12 protein-coding genes and 1 pseudogene are annotated in these 14944 nt (G+C 51.1%); 11 read left to right on the forward strand and 2 right to left on the reverse strand.

The window, feature by feature from the left end; all coding sequences use genetic code 11:
* The first annotated feature begins 27 nt into the window (after window positions 1-27).
* From rimP to AB1N33_RS00610, 7 genes and pseudogenes are all read left to right on the forward strand, one after another.
* Window positions 28-486: a ribosome maturation factor RimP gene (gene rimP / locus AB1N33_RS00580; protein WP_411269580.1), complete on the forward strand. Its 459-nt coding sequence runs from the start codon at window positions 28-30 to the stop codon at window positions 484-486.
* A gap of 45 nt (window positions 487-531) precedes the next feature.
* The gene (nusA, locus tag AB1N33_RS00585) at window positions 532-2025 is read left to right on the forward strand and encodes a transcription termination factor NusA (RefSeq protein ID WP_411269581.1); all 1494 of its coding nucleotides are present in this window, start codon (window positions 532-534) and stop codon (window positions 2023-2025) included.
* Window positions 2026-2049: 24 nt separating this feature from the next.
* The gene (infB, locus tag AB1N33_RS00590) at window positions 2050-4659 is read left to right on the forward strand and encodes a translation initiation factor IF-2 (RefSeq protein WP_411269582.1); all 2610 of its coding nucleotides are present in this window, start codon (window positions 2050-2052) and stop codon (window positions 4657-4659) included.
* Window positions 4660-4774: 115 nt separating this feature from the next.
* Window positions 4775-5176 carry a 30S ribosome-binding factor RbfA gene (rbfA, locus tag AB1N33_RS00595; protein WP_411269583.1) on the forward strand — a complete coding sequence of 134 codons (402 nt, stop codon included), beginning with the start codon at window positions 4775-4777 and terminating at the stop codon, window positions 5174-5176.
* Window positions 5177-6166 (forward strand): tRNA pseudouridine(55) synthase TruB, encoded by a 990-nt coding sequence (truB, locus tag AB1N33_RS00600; RefSeq protein ID WP_411269584.1) that lies wholly within the window; start codon window positions 5177-5179, stop codon window positions 6164-6166.
* Between the two features lie 91 nt (window positions 6167-6257).
* A complete protein-coding gene (gene rpsO / locus AB1N33_RS00605; protein ID WP_411269585.1) occupies window positions 6258-6527 on the forward strand; it encodes a 30S ribosomal protein S15 in 270 nt (89 codons plus the stop codon).
* A gap of 312 nt (window positions 6528-6839) precedes the next feature.
* Window positions 6840-7115: pseudogene (locus AB1N33_RS00610) on the forward strand (Lrp/AsnC ligand binding domain-containing protein); the annotation flags it as partial.
* Here the strand turns inward: AB1N33_RS00610 and AB1N33_RS00615 are convergent.
* Entirely contained in the window at window positions 7050-7856 is an 807-nt protein-coding gene (locus AB1N33_RS00615; protein ID WP_411269586.1) for a hypothetical protein, read from the reverse strand. The pseudogene AB1N33_RS00610 and the gene AB1N33_RS00615 overlap by 66 nt on opposite strands.
* A gap of 120 nt (window positions 7857-7976) precedes the next feature.
* A complete protein-coding gene (locus tag AB1N33_RS00620; RefSeq protein WP_411269587.1) occupies window positions 7977-9530 on the reverse strand; it encodes a GNAT family N-acetyltransferase in 1554 nt (517 codons plus the stop codon).
* Between the two features lie 187 nt (window positions 9531-9717).
* Between AB1N33_RS00620 and AB1N33_RS00625 the strand changes: the two genes are divergently transcribed.
* The 4 genes from AB1N33_RS00625 to ahpF all read left to right on the forward strand — a co-directional run bounded on the left by AB1N33_RS00625 (window position 9718) and on the right by ahpF (window position 14762).
* Window positions 9718-10392, forward strand: coding sequence for a 2OG-Fe(II) oxygenase (locus AB1N33_RS00625; RefSeq protein ID WP_411269588.1), 675 nt, complete (start codon window positions 9718-9720; stop codon window positions 10390-10392).
* Between the two features lie 197 nt (window positions 10393-10589).
* The gene (locus tag AB1N33_RS00630; RefSeq protein WP_411269589.1) at window positions 10590-12272 is read left to right on the forward strand and encodes a response regulator; all 1683 of its coding nucleotides are present in this window, start codon (window positions 10590-10592) and stop codon (window positions 12270-12272) included.
* Window positions 12273-12529: 257 nt separating this feature from the next.
* Window positions 12530-13087, forward strand: a complete 558-nt coding sequence (gene ahpC, locus AB1N33_RS00635) for an alkyl hydroperoxide reductase subunit C (protein ID WP_443983616.1) — start codon at window positions 12530-12532, stop codon at window positions 13085-13087.
* An 85-nt stretch (window positions 13088-13172) separates the two neighbouring features.
* Complete coding sequence (ahpF, locus tag AB1N33_RS00640) at window positions 13173-14762, forward strand: alkyl hydroperoxide reductase subunit F (protein WP_411269591.1); 1590 nt, start codon at window positions 13173-13175, stop codon at window positions 14760-14762.
* Window positions 14763-14944 lie beyond the last annotated feature (182 nt).

Consider the following 14944-nt stretch of genomic DNA (forward strand, 5'->3'; position numbering starts at 1 on the left):
CCCTTTTTTCGTTTCTGGAGGTTAGGATTGGCAAGACTTGAAGATAAACTGACTGAAATGCTTGAACCAGGTGTCGAAGCGCTGGGCTTTGAACTGGTGGGCATCGAATATGTGCGTGCAGGAAAACACTCTATTTTGCGCGTGTTCATTGATCACGAGAACGGCATCAATGTTGATGACTGTGCCGAGGTCAGTTATCAGGTCAGTGCCATTCTTGACGTTGAAGATCCGATTAGCACGGAATATAACCTGGAGGTGTCATCTCCGGGGATGGATCGTCCGTTGTTCAAGGAAAAGCATTTTAAAAATGCAGTGGGCGAGGTCGTTCAAATCCGGCTTGCCATGCCCATGGACAATCGACGTAATTTTAAAGGAACCTTGCTGTCATGCGAAGAAGGCGTGGTCAGCATTGAAGTGGATGGCCAGCAGTTCCAGTTAGCTGTGGCGAATATCGAAAAAGCGAACGTTGTTCCCACATTCGACTAACGGAACAGCAATGCTTTCAGTAGTGAAAGCTTGAGTGAGGCAAAAATGAATAAAGAAATTTTGTTAGTGGCAGAAGCCGTTTCAAATGAAAAACAAGTGCCGCGGGAAAAGATTTTTGAAGCATTGGAATTCGCAATCGCCAGTGCAACCAAAAAGAAAAACGCAGGCGATATTGAAGTTCGCGTAAGCATTGACCGTACTACGGGTGATTTTGATACGTTCCGTCGCTGGCTGGTTATCCCTGATGATCAGGAGCAGGAAAACCCTTACGCAGAAATTACGCTGTCGGCAGCGCAGGTCGAAGAACCTGAGGTGCAGGTGGGTGACTATGTTGAAGAACAGATTGAATCCATCGCATTTGACCGTATTACCACTCAGACCGCTAAGCAGGTCATCGTACAGAAAGTGCGTGAAGCAGAGCGCGCCCAGATGGTCGCGGAGTACGAGGACAAAGTTGGTGAACTGGTTACCGGTACAGTCAAAAAAGTAAACCGTGACAACATCATCATCGACCTTGGCAACAACGCAGAAGGCGTCATCTATCGTGATGATATGCTGCCGCGTGAAACGTTCCGTCCGGGTGACCGCGTACGTGGTCTGCTGTATGTGATCCGCCCCGAGGCGCGCGGTGCACAGCTGTTTATCAGCCGTACACACCCTGACATGCTGGTTGAGCTGTTCCGCCTTGAAGTGCCTGAAATTGCTGAAGAGACACTGGAAATTAAATCGGCGGCCCGTGACCCAGGTTCGCGTGCAAAAATTGCGGTCAAAACCAATGACAAACGCCTCGACCCGGTAGGCGCCTGTGTTGGTATGCGTGGTTCACGTGTTCAGGCGGTATCAGGAGAGCTTGGCGGCGAGCGTGTCGACATTGTGTTATGGGACGAAAACCCGGCACAGTTCGTTATTAACGCGATGGCACCGGCTGAAGTTGCATCGATTGTGGTGGACGAAGACAGCCATACGATGGACGTAGCGGTTGAAGCCGACAACCTGGCACAGGCGATTGGCCGCAGCGGTCAGAACGTCCGTCTTGCCAGCCAGCTGACAGGCTGGGAGCTTAACGTGATGACCGTTGAAGACCTGGAAAACAAACACAAAGAAGAAATCGAAAAAACGCTTCAGTTGTTTGTTGAAGGTCTGGATATCGATGAAGAATTTGCCAGCGTACTGGCCGATGAAGGCTTCTCAACGCTGGAAGAAGTGGCCTATGTGCCGGTCAGTGAACTGCTGGCCATTGACGGGCTGGATGAAGATATGGTGGAAGAGCTGCGTAATCGCGCACGCGACTACCTGACGACCCGTGCACTGGCTACAGAAGAAAGCCTGGAAGGCGCCGAGCCGACCGAGGCGCTGCTGAACCTGGAAGGCATGACCAAGCATGTGGCTTACGTGCTTGCCAGCCGCGGTATCAGCGATTTGGAAGAACTGGCCGAGCAGGGCACAGATGACATCAGCGACATAGATGAGCTGGACGAAGAGAAAGCCGGTGCGTTGATCATGGCTGCCCGTAACATCGTCTGGTTTAGTGAAGAATAAGGTCAACAGGGGGATATACACGTAATGGCAGAAGTATCTATAGAAAAACTCGCCAGTGACATTGGAACTACCGTTGACCGGCTTATCAGCCAATTCAAGGATGCGGGCATCACCAAGCAGGCGAGCGACAATGTTTCTGAAGAAGAAAAGAAGAAGTTGCTTGATCACTTAAGTGAACAGCACGGCAGCAGTGGCGCCGGTGAGCCGAAGCGTATGACGCTTAAACGTAAGACAACCAGCACGCTTAGCGTGGGTAAGTCGAAAGCGGTTAAGGTTGAAGTACGCAAAAAGCGGACTTACGTCAAGCGCAGCGAAATTGAAGAGCAGAAGCTGGCTGAGGAAGAGGCGAAGCGCCGTGAAGAGGAAGCCCGTGCGAAGCGTGAAGCCGAAGAGCGTGCTGCCGAAGAAGCCAAGCGTGCAGCTGAAGAGAAAGCCCGTAAAGCGGAAGAAGCACGCAAAGCCGCAGAGGCAGAGCGTGCGAAGCGTGCCGAACAGGCACGTAAAGAAGCCGAGGCGCGTAAAGCCGATGATGCCCAGCTGACCGACGAGGAGAGAGCGGAGCAGGAGCGCGCGCGTCAGGAAGAAGAGCGTCTGCGTAAAGCGCAGGAGCAGGAAGCGCAGAAGAAGCTTGAAGAAGAAGCGAAGCGCGCGGCTGAAGAAGCCCGTAAGCTGGCAGAAGAGAACGAGCGTCGTTGGAAAGAAGAAGAGGAACGCCGTAAGAAAGAAGAAGCTGAAGAAGTTCACCTGCACTCAAACCGCTACGCACAGGAAGCGGAAGACGAAGAGGATATGCAGGTAGAGCGCTCCTCAAGACGACGCAAAAAGTCGAAGAAAAACGCAGGAGAACATTTGAAGCAAGGCTTTAACAAACCGGCGCAGCCTGTAGAGCGCGTCGTCAGACTGGGCGAGACCATCACGGTAGGTGAACTGGCAAACCGTATGGCCGTTAAGTCAAACGCTGTCATTAAGGCCATGATGAAAATGGGTGAGATGGCAACCATTAACCAGGTGCTGGATCAGGACACGGCAGTACTGGTGATCGAAGAAATGGGTCACAAGTACGAGCTGGTGAATGACAATGCACTTGAAGAAGAAATCATGGCAGAAAACACCAGCGCCGAGAAAACGAGCCGGGCGCCGGTGGTGACGATCATGGGACACGTTGACCACGGTAAAACGTCACTGCTTGACTACATCCGTCGCGCCAAAGTGGCTGACGGTGAGGCAGGCGGTATTACCCAGCACATTGGTGCATACAAGGTTGATACCGATAACGGCGAAATTACCTTCCTTGATACCCCGGGACACGCAGCGTTTACTGCGATGCGTGCGCGTGGTGCTAACGCGACAGATATCGTCGTGCTGGTTGTGGCAGCCGATGACGGCGTAATGCCGCAGACCAAAGAAGCGATTCAGCACAGCCGCGCGGCTGGTGTTCCGCTGATTGTTGCTGTCAACAAGATGGATAAAGAAACCGCCGATCCTGATCGCGTGAAAACCGAACTGTCTCAGCTGGAAGTGATTTCAGAAGAGTGGGGCGGTGAGCACCAGTTCGTTAACGTATCGGCGAAGACCGGTATGGGCGTTGACGAGTTGCTCGAGGCCATCAACCTGCAGGCAGAAGTCCTTGATCTGAAAGCCGTACCAACCGGGCCTGCCCGCGGTATCGTTATTGAGTCTCGCCTTGACAAAGGCCGTGGACCGGTCGCGTCAGTCCTGGTGCAGGAAGGTGAGCTGAATACTGGCGACATCCTGCTGTGCGGTGAAGAGTATGGCCGCGTGCGTGCGATGCGCGACGAAAACGGTAACGAAGTGAAAACCGCGGGGCCGTCGACACCGGTTGAGGTGCTTGGCCTGTCAGGTGTTCCGGTTGCAGGTGAAGATGCTGCGGTTGTAAAAGACGAGCGTAAAGCCCGTGAAGTTGCCGCTAAGCGTCATCAGAAGAAACGTGAACTGAAGCTGGCGCGTCAGCAGAAAGCCAAGCTGGAAAACATGTTTGCCGATATGCAGGCTGGCGATGTCAGCGAACTGAATATCGTATTGAAAGCCGACGTTCAGGGCTCAGTAGAAGCAATTTCAGAGTCTCTGATGAAGCTGTCTACCGACGAGGTGAAAGTCAACATCGTGGGTAGTGGTGTTGGTGGTATTACCGAGACCGATGCCTCACTGGCAGCGGCTTCTGGCGCTATCGTGCTGGGCTTTAACGTGCGTGCAGATGCTGCCGCCCGTCGCATGCTGGAGTCTGAGGAAATTGATCTGCGTTACTACAGCGTTATCTACAACCTGATCGATGAAGTCAAAGCCGCAATGAGCGGTATGCTTGAGCCTGAATTCAGACAGGAAATCATCGGTCTGGCGGAAGTCCGTGACGTATTTAAGTCACCTAAACTTGGCGCAATTGCCGGGTGTATGGTTACCGAAGGCGTTGTGAAGCGCAGTAATCCGATTCGTGTACTGCGTGACAACGTGGTGATCTACGAAGGTGAACTGGAGTCACTGCGCCGCTTTAAAGACGACGTACAGGAAGTCCGTAACGGCATGGAATGTGGTATCGGCGTTAAGAACTACAATGACGTAAAAGTCGGAGACCAGATTGAGGTGTTCGAAGTTGTTGAAGTGAAACGCGAACTGTAAGTACCGTTTGACAATCCGGTAGTCTTGCCGGACATGGTAAGTATGCAAACGGGGGCAGGCGCCCCCGTTTTTGTCTGCATGATACAACCGTTCATCAGGCAGTAAGGAGTAAAGTATGGCTCGTGAATTTTCACGTACTGACCGGGTTGCTCAGCAAATTCATAAGGAAGTTGCGAGTATCCTGCAAAATGAATACAAACATCGTGTTGGCGACATTCCGCTGATCACGGTATCTGACGTTGATGTGTCACGCGATCTCGCTCACGCCAAAATCTTCATTACCGTTTATGGTGATGATGATGAGCAGGCGAAACTGGTTATCAAGGGACTTGAAGAAAACAAAGGGTTTGTCCGTTCACTGTTGGCGCGACGGATCCGGATGCGTTCGGTACCGCACCTGCATTTCTTGCGTGATGCCTCAATCACCGAGGGAATGCGGATTTCGAACCTGGTGTCACAGACCGTGGCACAGGATGAAGCGAAGCGTAAAGAACACGACAGCGACGAGCAGGAGTAAATGGCAAGACGACGTAAAGGCCGTGACATCAACGGCATAGTGTTGCTGGACAAACCGCTTGGCGGCTCTTCGAACCAGCTGCTGCAAAAAGTCCGCTGGCTGTACAAAGCGTCGAAAGCTGGCCACACCGGTGCCCTTGATCCGCTGGCCAGCGGTATGCTGCCGATCTGTCTTGGTGAGGCCACCAAGTTCTCTCAGTTTCTGCTGGACGCCGACAAAATTTATGAAGTGACCGCGACCCTGGGGACACGCACCACAACGTCAGACGCTGACGGTGAAGTGGTTGAAACCCGGCCTGTTACGGTCACCGAGACCGAGGTACGCCAGGTCTGCGAAGGCTTTATTGGGGACAGCAAGCAAATCCCGTCGATGTATTCTGCACTGAAGTATCAGGGAAAGCCGCTGTATTACTACGCCAGACAGGGCATTGAGGTAGAGCGTGAAGCGCGTGATATCACAATTTTTTCGCTGGAAATTACGCGCATCGCACTACCTGAAGTAGAAATGCGTGTGCATTGCAGTAAAGGCACCTATATCCGCTCGCTGGTAGACGATATTGGTCAGCAGCTTGGCTGCGGGGCTTATGTAACACGCCTGCATCGCACTCACGTGGCAGATTACCCGAATGACAAAATGGTCGACATCGACACTCTGGTCGCGCTGTCTGAACAGGGTGATGAGACTGACTTCAGTGCGCTTGACGCCCTTTTGCTGCCCATGGATACGGCCGTACAGCGTCTTCCGGCACTGACCATCAGCGACAGTGAGCGCACGCGCTTCGATAACGGACAGAGTGTGTCCGCAGCGTCAGTGCCAACGCTCACCGCGGGTGATGTTTGCCGGGTTTATCATCATAGCGACAGTGGTACTCAGTTTTTAGGGGTCGGTGAAGCGGTAATGAACCCCAAAGACCAGCCGCAGGCGGCGCAGGGCTCACTTTTTGTGAATCCGAAACGCCGGGTTGTCTATTCCTCCGCGGACAAACAATAGGCTTGTTTATTTATCGCGTGTCGTTATAATACGCGCACTTTCCAGTCGGGCTGAATTAGTGATCGGCGCGACCTTTAATTAAGGAGTTACTATGTCACTAACTAAAGAAGAAACCGCAAAAATCATTGCTGACTTTGGCGTAAAAGAGGGCGATACCGGCTCTCCGGAAGTACAGGTTGCCCTGTTGACTCACAACATCAACAAACTGCAGTCTCACTTCTCTGATCACAAGAAAGATCACCACTCACGCCGTGGTCTGCTGCGCATGGTTAGCCAGCGTCGTAAGCTGCTGGACTACCTGAAAGGTAAAAATGCTGACCGTTACCTTGATCTGATCAAGCGTCTGGGTCTGCGTCGCTAAGCGCCGCACAGGTTTCAGAAAAAGCGCCTTCGGGCGCTTTTTTTGTGCTCGGCGTTTGTGGGGATGGGTGCTAACGCGCAACACGGAGTGAACCCTGCGATTGCTGCCAGCGAGGTGGCGAGGAGAGGGGGTGTGACCGAAAGACCCTCCGCCGCATGGATGCGGCGGCGGAGGCCCCATGGATGGGTTTACGCCGTGTCTTACGGTCACACCCCCTCTCCTCGTACGTTGCCTCGGCCCCGATAATGGCTAACCAAACATTGCAGGTAGTACCGACACAACCCATAGCTCTGCCATTACCGTCTTAAAGCGGTTGAACAAGTAATGAGTGATGCTACTGAAGTCGTGGAGTGCCATAACGTAACCGGTACGTTTGAATATCTGCTCAGGGTAGAAGTGAAAGACATTGAAGCGCTTAACGTGTTTCACACGGATAGTCTGGGAGCGGTGGCACGTCAGGTCAACACCATCACAACCCATGTTGTGATGGTGTCGAAAAAAGATAAACGGCGTCGAGTTTCTCTACTGACCGGTAGCGGCGCCACTGGCAGGCACAGGACGGGAAACAGGCACAGACGCAGTGGGTGAGCTGCTTACCATTTTTGTAGCGATGTCACGCAGATCCTGTTCCATTTTTGAAATACGGCCAGACAGGGCGTTATTTCGCTGTTCCAGCACCGATAATTTGTCATTCAGACTTTTCACCGTTTGTGCATTCTGCTGTTTATCAGACTGCGCCTGTTCCAGTTGCACATTCAGCGCCAGCAGATCATCGGCAACGGTCGCAAGCTGACGTTTGAGAGATGCAACCTGACCGTTGGTTGCTTTGACATCGTCTGCGACATTCTGGATATTGCCATTGATGGCCGACTGAACGTTGGTAACCCGTTCACCTAAGTCCGCAATTTCTTTCTGGTTACGACGCCAGGCCGATGCCCAGAGCTTGTCCATCTGTTCCCACAGCTCTTCGGTTTTAGCGACCAGTTCGTTCACTTTGACCTGAAGGGCGACGGTCGATTCACCGATTTCCTCGCCGGTGGCAGACAGTTTCTTTTCTAACAGCATAATGCGGTTTTCAGCTTCCTGGGCGGCAAGTTTCTGCTGCTCCAGCTGAGTATAAAGATAATAGCAGCCACCCACACCGGCCAGTGCAATCAGCGCAACCAGTGTTACCCATACGCCGTTGCCGCCACCGCTTTTTGACGATGCCGGCGCCGTACTGGGGCCTGGCTTGCTGCTGGAAGGCTGCTTTGACTTCTGATAGGCCTGACGGTCTTCTTCATCAAGGCGGATGGTAGGGAAATCGTCCTGTCGTTGATTATCTGCCATATTTTCTCTTGTCTTATTGCCGGGACACTTCTTAAAACACCGGATGTTAGCGCTTAATATTGCACAATACCACGGCTGACCGCTATTTTACACAAATAGCAGTCAGCGTTAAGCGACGTGTCAGTCGCCACCAATCCACTCTACACGATAGAGGTCGCGACGGCGGTCGAGGTAGTTGCGGACCGAGCCCTCATTCTGAAGCCGGGTCAGTTTTTCGAGGTCGAGATCGACAATCAGCGTCATTTCGGTGTTAGGTGTTGTCTCTGAGACAATGGCGTCATGTGGAAACGCAAAGTCGGACGGAGAAAATACGGCGGTCTGACCGTACTGAATATCAACATTGTCCACTTTAGGCAGGTTACCCACGCTGCCGGCAATGGCCACATAACACTCATTTTCGATAGCGCGAGCCTGCGCGCAGCGACGTACTCGCAGGTAACCGTTTTTCGTATCGGTCCAGAATGGCACAAACAGAATCTGCATTTCCTGTTCAGACAGGATCCGGGCCAGTTCGGGAAACTCGACGTCGTAACAAATCAGTACGCCAATTTTGCCAAAGTCGGTATCAAACACCTTAAGGCTGTTACCGCCCTTCATGATCCAGTCTTTTTTCTCATGCGGGGTGGGGTGCAGTTTGTACTGGCTCTCAATGGTACCATCACGCTTGCAGATATAGCTGACGTTATACAGTTCCTCGTCTTCAACAATCGGCATGGACCCCGCGATAATATTGATGTTGTACGATACCGCCAGGTGCGACATCGCCGTGAGGATCTCATCGGTGTACGTTGCCAGGTGCCAGATTGCGTCAATGGACGAATCGTTTGGACTTAATCCCATCAGCGGGGCATTAAAAAATTCGGGAAACAGCGCAACGTCGCAATTGTAATCGGACAGGGCATCGACAAAATACTCAGCCTGTTGCAGTAATTCCTCAACGTTATTGAAATAACGCATCTGCCACTGCACGCAGCCGATGCGCGCATTCTGCTTAACGCCGCCAATCAGTGACGGGCTGCCCGGCTCGTAATAAATGTTGTGCCACTGCAGCAGTGTGGCATAGCCTTTCGACGCCTCGTCTTCAGGCAGATAAGCCTGCAGTACCTGTTTTACCTCAAACCCGTTTGATAACTGAAAGGTCAGAATAGGATCGTAGATATCTTTCGACTTTACCTGCTCAATGTACTCGTATGGCGTTAACTCATGGGCATACTTGCCGTAATTAGGAATGCGGCCGCCGGCCATAATTGATTTAAGGTTAAGGTTCCGGCACAGTTCCTTGCGCGCCTCGTAAAGACGGCGCCCAAGCCGAAGCCCCCGGTATTCGGGGCTGACAATAACCTCAACCCCATACAGCACATCGCCGTTAGGATCGTGGGTAGTGAGGTAGGCATCACCGGTAATTTCGTCATAGCTGTGCTTGTCGCCAAACTGCTCATAGTCAACAATCACTGATATGGCGAAGGCCACGACTTTGCCTTTGTCTTCGATACAAATCTGACCATCCGGAAAGGTCGTCACCTGGGCTTTAAAGTTTTTATACGGCCAGGCTCCACCGACGTTGGCATAGACCTTATCCATCAGTTCTCTGACATCATCGTAATCGTCCAGTCTGAGATTACGCAGTTCCAGATGGTGTTCGGTTTCTTCTACAACAGTTTGATCCTGACTCATTAATGCTGTGACCTCGTTGTTTTTGAATTCAAAAATTGTGTACGTACAAACGCTTAACTTCGTTTCATTCCAGTGTGCCAGTGTCGTGTGCCGTGCGCCCGTGATTAACGGTAAAAAGCAGTTGCGCAGGTCAAAAAACCGGCGTATAACGCGATTCCGATTTTTAGTTTACCTGTGCGCAAAACCAATGGAAACGGCAATTCAGCTTTCTGATCTTCCTCCGGGCAATACCGATAACACCGACCTGTTCGCAACCATTGCAGATTCACTGGTAGAGCGGGGCTATTGCATCCTTCCTGATGCGTTGCCCGCGCACATTACCGACGCACTGGTACGTTGTCAGCAGTCGGTAAGTAAAGACGCGTTTCACCGGGCTGGCATCGGCCGCCAGACAGACTTTCAGCATGACTCGCGTGTTCGTTCAGACGAAATTTGCTGGATAGACGGCGTTCTGCCGGAAGGGCAGCTTTGGCTGGGGTGGTGCGAACAGCTGCGTACCTATCTCAACCGTCATTTGTTTATGGGGCTGTTCTCGGTAGAAAGTCATTTTGCCTGCTATGAGCCCGGCGCATTTTATCAGCGTCATGTGGACGCCTTCGTCGGCGAAGGTAACCGGGTACTCTCTATGGTCACCTATCTGAACGACAATTGGCAACTGGAAGACGGTGGTGAACTGGTATTATTTGCTGATGAGCATGACACAGAGGGAACGGCGGTCTTACCCAGACTGGGTACGCTGGTTATTTTTCTGAGTGAGCGGTTTCCTCATGAAGTGCGTCCGGCGACAAGAAAACGATTGTCTGTTGCCAGCTGGTTCAGACTGAATGGCAGCCATCAGGGCAAAATTGATCCACCCCGCTAGTGGCAATACTGCATAATCTAATGCTAATATCCAAACAGACACAGTTTGAAAAATAATAACAATAACGTGCCTTTGGGTTGTGACAGCCAGAAAGCCACGGAACCTGATGTTGCGTAAATTACCTTAGCCTGTATGTCCATGCCTGATGGTATCCAGAGCAGGTTTCGACACGGAATAAGTAGTGACATTAATAAACCATGATTGACAGTATTCCTGCTCCTCCTAGTCGCGAAGAACTCAAAATTCTGGTCATTGATAACCAGTCACTGGTGCATGAAGTGGTCGGCAGTGCGCTTAACGAAATGGGGATACGCAAAGTCTTCAGTGCGCTAAACGCCTATCATGCATTGCGATTATGCGATGATAATAAGTTCGATTTTATCCTTATTGCCTTTAACGTCAGTAATGACCGTGACGGCTTTCACCTGTTTGAAGAACTTAAGCACCTTGGCCATATTACCGAACAAACCACCGTTGTCTTTTTAAGCGCGGAAACCTCTGCTGAGCTGGTTAACTGCATTGTTGAGTTGCAGCCGCATGATTTTTGGGTCAAACCGCTGGATCGTCACCGCATCGAAAACCGGCTGAACTTCCTGATAGAGGTGAAGCGTCAGATGCACCGTCTGGAGCATTTTGTCGCCAACCGGGAATACGCTGCGGCTATTTACCAGGCTGAGCGAAAGCTTAAAGACAAATCCCTGGTTGATTTCCATCCGCGATTAAAGCGCATCATTGGTGAGGCACTGATGCACCTGCGTGATTTTGAGCGGGCAGAGATGTATTACCGCGACCTGCTCACCAGTTGCGATTACGCCTGGGTGAATATTGGTCTGGCCAGAGCCCTGCTCAGACAGGATAAACTGGAAGAAGCGGAAACCCTGATTGAAGACTTACTTGAACGGCGTGATACACGATTCCTGACTTACGATCTGCTGGCGCAGTACTACATTGAAAAAGAAATGTACGAAGAAGCCTACGAGCAGATTAAGCGAGCCAGTGCACTGGCTCCGCGAAATATTGAGCGGAACCGGCGCTTGTGGGATCTGGCTCGCCTCAACCATGACAAGCAGGGGCAACTGGCTGCCGTGCAGAACATGGCCAAATACGCCAAAAATTCCATTCATGACTCACCCGATCTCAGCCTGAACGTGATTCGTTCAATGATTGACCTGGCAACCAGTTCAAACGATGCCGATGTCACTAAGCTGGTAAAGCGTGCGGAAAAAGAAATCGAGGACCTGCGGGCGCGAAAAGGCAACGAAAAGCAGTTGACTGAGCAGCTCGATGTAATTCATGCCCGGATTAAATGTCTTAAGGCCGACAAAAAGGGCGCTGAGGCAATCATGAAGAGTAAGCGTCCGGATGCCGGCGGCCTCAGTATGGAAGACAACCTTGATAAAATGAAGGCATTCCATGAGCTGGGTATGCGTGAACATTGCCTTAAGATCCTTGATACGCTGCGTAAGCAGATAGCCGGAGACACCTTCTCCTCGCAGGTAGTGGATGAATACCTCAAGCAGGAATCTATTGAACGCACGGAAATTCAGTTCACCACAAAAGAGCTGAAAGACATGGCCACCACCAATTACCGTGAAAACCGGGTGCTGCCTGCGTACAACAACCTGCAACAGGCCATGGTACTGTCGCCGATGGACAAGCAAATTGCGCTAAGCCTGCTGAAGGTGCTGGTACAGCTATCCAAAAGCGAGACGCTAAATGCACAGCAACTGGCGAATGCCAATAAAGCGGCGAGCCTGCTGGTAAACAGCTCACTGTCGCCAACCCAGGAAGAGCGACGTGACAAATATATTCAGCTGCTGAGTCTTGATGTTTCCGCTAAAAATGACGAAGGCGAAGAGAAGTCCTTCAGCCTTGCTTAACGAAAGCCTGCCAGTGTGCAGGCTTTTTTATTGATTCAATTTTTCCTCAGTATTAATTTTATTCAATTAATTATCTTGATTAGGCCATTCAAGATTACCAATTATCTTCCCCTGTCTGTCTTCGTTATTCTTATCACCAGTTTGAAGCGCAGGCGATTTGCTTTTAAGCAAACCACCTGTCCGCAAATTTCGTAACAACGTGACGTAACGCTAGCGTTATTTTTTCACACACAAGAAACGGAGAGTAAAACATGGCATTGATCAATCAGGCTATTAAGCCATTCAAAGCAAATGCATTCAAAAACGGTGAGTTCGTTGAAGTTAGCAGCGAAGACATCAAAGGCAAATGGGCAGTATTCGTATTCTACCCGGCAGACTTCACGTTTGTGTGCCCAACTGAGCTTGGCGACATTGCTGACAAGTACGAAGAGCTGCAGTCTCGTGGCGTAGAAGTGTTCTCAGTATCAACTGACACTCACTTTACTCACGCTGCATGGCACGAAGCGTCTGAGACCATCGGTAAGATCAAGTTCGCTATGATTGGCGACCCGACCGGTGAAATCACGCGCAACTTCGACTGTATGCGTGAAAACATGGGGCTGGCTGACCGTGCAACGTTTGTTGTTGACCCTGACGGCATCGTACAGGCGATGGAAATCACTGCTGAAGGCATTGGCCGTGACGCAGATGACCTGGTGCGTAAAGTGAAGGCAGCGCAGTACGTTGCATCTCACCCAGGTGAAGTATGTCCTGCAAAATGGAAAGAAGGTGAAGCAACACTGGCACCTTCACTGGACCTGGTAGGTAAAATCTAAACAACGCGTTTAGACCAACTTATCCGCGGGAGAGTGGCAGATTGCCACTCTCCATACCTGAACCCAATGAAAAGGCAGAATTACCGTGTTAACTAAAGAAATTTTACAGGCATTGAAAGGGTATACCGAGTCAATGCAGAAAGACGTAACCTTTGTCGTACAGACCGGTGAACACAGCAAGCGCAACGAGCTTGTGTCATTTCTGTCCGACATTGCAGGTGTCAGTGACCGCATCAAGTTGGAAGAACGTGATACAAATGGCGTGCTACGCAGTGCAATGAGCTTCCTGCTTGAAGCCGACGGTGAAGACACTGGTATCCGTTTTTCCGGCATCCCGGGCGGACATGAGTTCAACTCACTGGTACTGGCACTGTTACATGCATCCGGAACAGAACTGAAAATCGACAACAGCCTGAAGAGTATTGTTCAGGGTGTTGATGAAGAACTGAATTTTGAAGTGTTTATCAGCCTGAGCTGTCACAACTGTCCTGACGTTGTACAGGCACTGAACCAGTTCGCACTGCTGAATCCGAACATTAAAACCGAAATGATTGACGGTGGCGTTTACCCACAACTGGTGGAGGAGCGCGACATCCAGGGTGTACCGAGCGTATACCTGAATGGTGAGTTGTTTGCCAACGGCAAGGTAGAAGCTGGCACGCTCATCGACAAGCTGATTGAACGCGATCCGTCACTGAAGAACGCCAATAAAGGTGAATCGCTGCCGCTGCAGGACGTCACTGTGATTGGTGGTGGTCCGGCCGGTGTTGCGTCTGCAATTTACAGCGCGCGTAAAGGGCTGAAAGTTACCGTGGTGGCTGATCGTTTCGGTGGTCAGGTGAAGGATACCATGGGTATTGAAAACCTGATTTCGGTACCGAAAACTACCGGACCTGAACTGGTCGGAAACCTGATGGAGCACGTTCGCGATTACGACATCACGTTGAAAGAGCATGTGCGTGTCGAAACCATCGAGCAGGGCAACATAAAAAAAGTGGTGCTGAGCTCAGGTGAAGAAATCCGAACCCGTTCTGTTATCGTAGCTACTGGTGCACGCTGGAGAAAACTGGGCGTGCCGGGTGAAGAAGAAAATATTGGTAATGGCGTGGCGTACTGTCCGCACTGTGATGGCCCGTTCTTCAAAGGGAAGGATGTTGCCGTGATTGGTGGCGGTAACTCAGGTATTGAAGCCGCGCTGGATCTGGCAGGTATTGTGAAATCTGTCACGGTGTTTGAATTCATGCCTGACCTCAAGGCCGACAAGGTATTGATTGAACAGGCGAAGAAACGTGACAACATCACGATTATCACCAACGCCGCGACCCGTGAAATTCTGGCTGAGAATGGCAAAGTCAGCGCCATCGAGTATCAGGACCGGGCGACCAACGAGATGCATCAGATTAAACTGTCTGGCGTGTTCGTGCAGATTGGTCTGGTGCCGAACAGCCAGTTTACGCAAGACGTGGTGGAACTGTCCAAACACGGCGAAATTGTAGTAGATGACAAGTGCCATACCTCAGAACCGGGTATCTTCGCGGCCGGTGATGTAACGACGGTACCGTACAAGCAGATTGTTATCTCTATGGGCGAAGGCGCTAAAGCCTCGCTGGCAGCGTTCGAGTACCTGCTTAGCCACGAAGTGGTAGAAGCAGAGGAAGAAACCCAGGCTGCCTGAGACAAATAGTACGTGTTGTACTATGCTTCCTGCATGAAGCGCAAAAGCCAACCCACCTGGGTTGGCTTTTTTATTTTGGAGAATCAGGCAAGCAGTTGACAGGATCAGGCATGACGTTTTGCCAATGTACAACTAGTATATATCACACTAAATTGTCGTTTTGATTCTCAAAACTACACTCA

The sequence above is a fragment of the Alteromonas nitratireducens genome (assembly GCF_040812025.1).
Lineage (GTDB): Bacteria > Pseudomonadota > Gammaproteobacteria > Enterobacterales > Alteromonadaceae > Alteromonas > Alteromonas nitratireducens.

What these genes read in the sequence shown, in the direction of transcription:
- infB (WP_411269582.1), top strand. Translation starts at nt 2,050, where the DNA reads ATGGCAGAAGTATCTATAGAAAAACTCGCCAGTGACATTGGAACTACC.
- AB1N33_RS00625 (WP_411269588.1), top strand. Translation starts at nt 9,718, where the DNA reads ATGGAAACGGCAATTCAGCTTTCTGATCTTCCTCCGGGCAATACCGAT.
- rbfA (WP_411269583.1), top strand. Translation starts at nt 4,775, where the DNA reads ATGGCTCGTGAATTTTCACGTACTGACCGGGTTGCTCAGCAAATTCAT.
- truB (WP_411269584.1), top strand. Translation starts at nt 5,177, where the DNA reads ATGGCAAGACGACGTAAAGGCCGTGACATCAACGGCATAGTGTTGCTG.
- rpsO (WP_411269585.1), top strand. Translation starts at nt 6,258, where the DNA reads ATGTCACTAACTAAAGAAGAAACCGCAAAAATCATTGCTGACTTTGGC.
- AB1N33_RS00620 (WP_411269587.1), bottom strand. Translation starts at nt 9,530, where the DNA reads ATGAGTCAGGATCAAACTGTTGTAGAAGAAACCGAACACCATCTGGAA.
- nusA (WP_411269581.1), top strand. Translation starts at nt 532, where the DNA reads ATGAATAAAGAAATTTTGTTAGTGGCAGAAGCCGTTTCAAATGAAAAA.
- AB1N33_RS00630 (WP_411269589.1), top strand. Translation starts at nt 10,590, where the DNA reads ATGATTGACAGTATTCCTGCTCCTCCTAGTCGCGAAGAACTCAAAATT.
- AB1N33_RS00615 (WP_411269586.1), bottom strand. Translation starts at nt 7,856, where the DNA reads ATGGCAGATAATCAACGACAGGACGATTTCCCTACCATCCGCCTTGAT.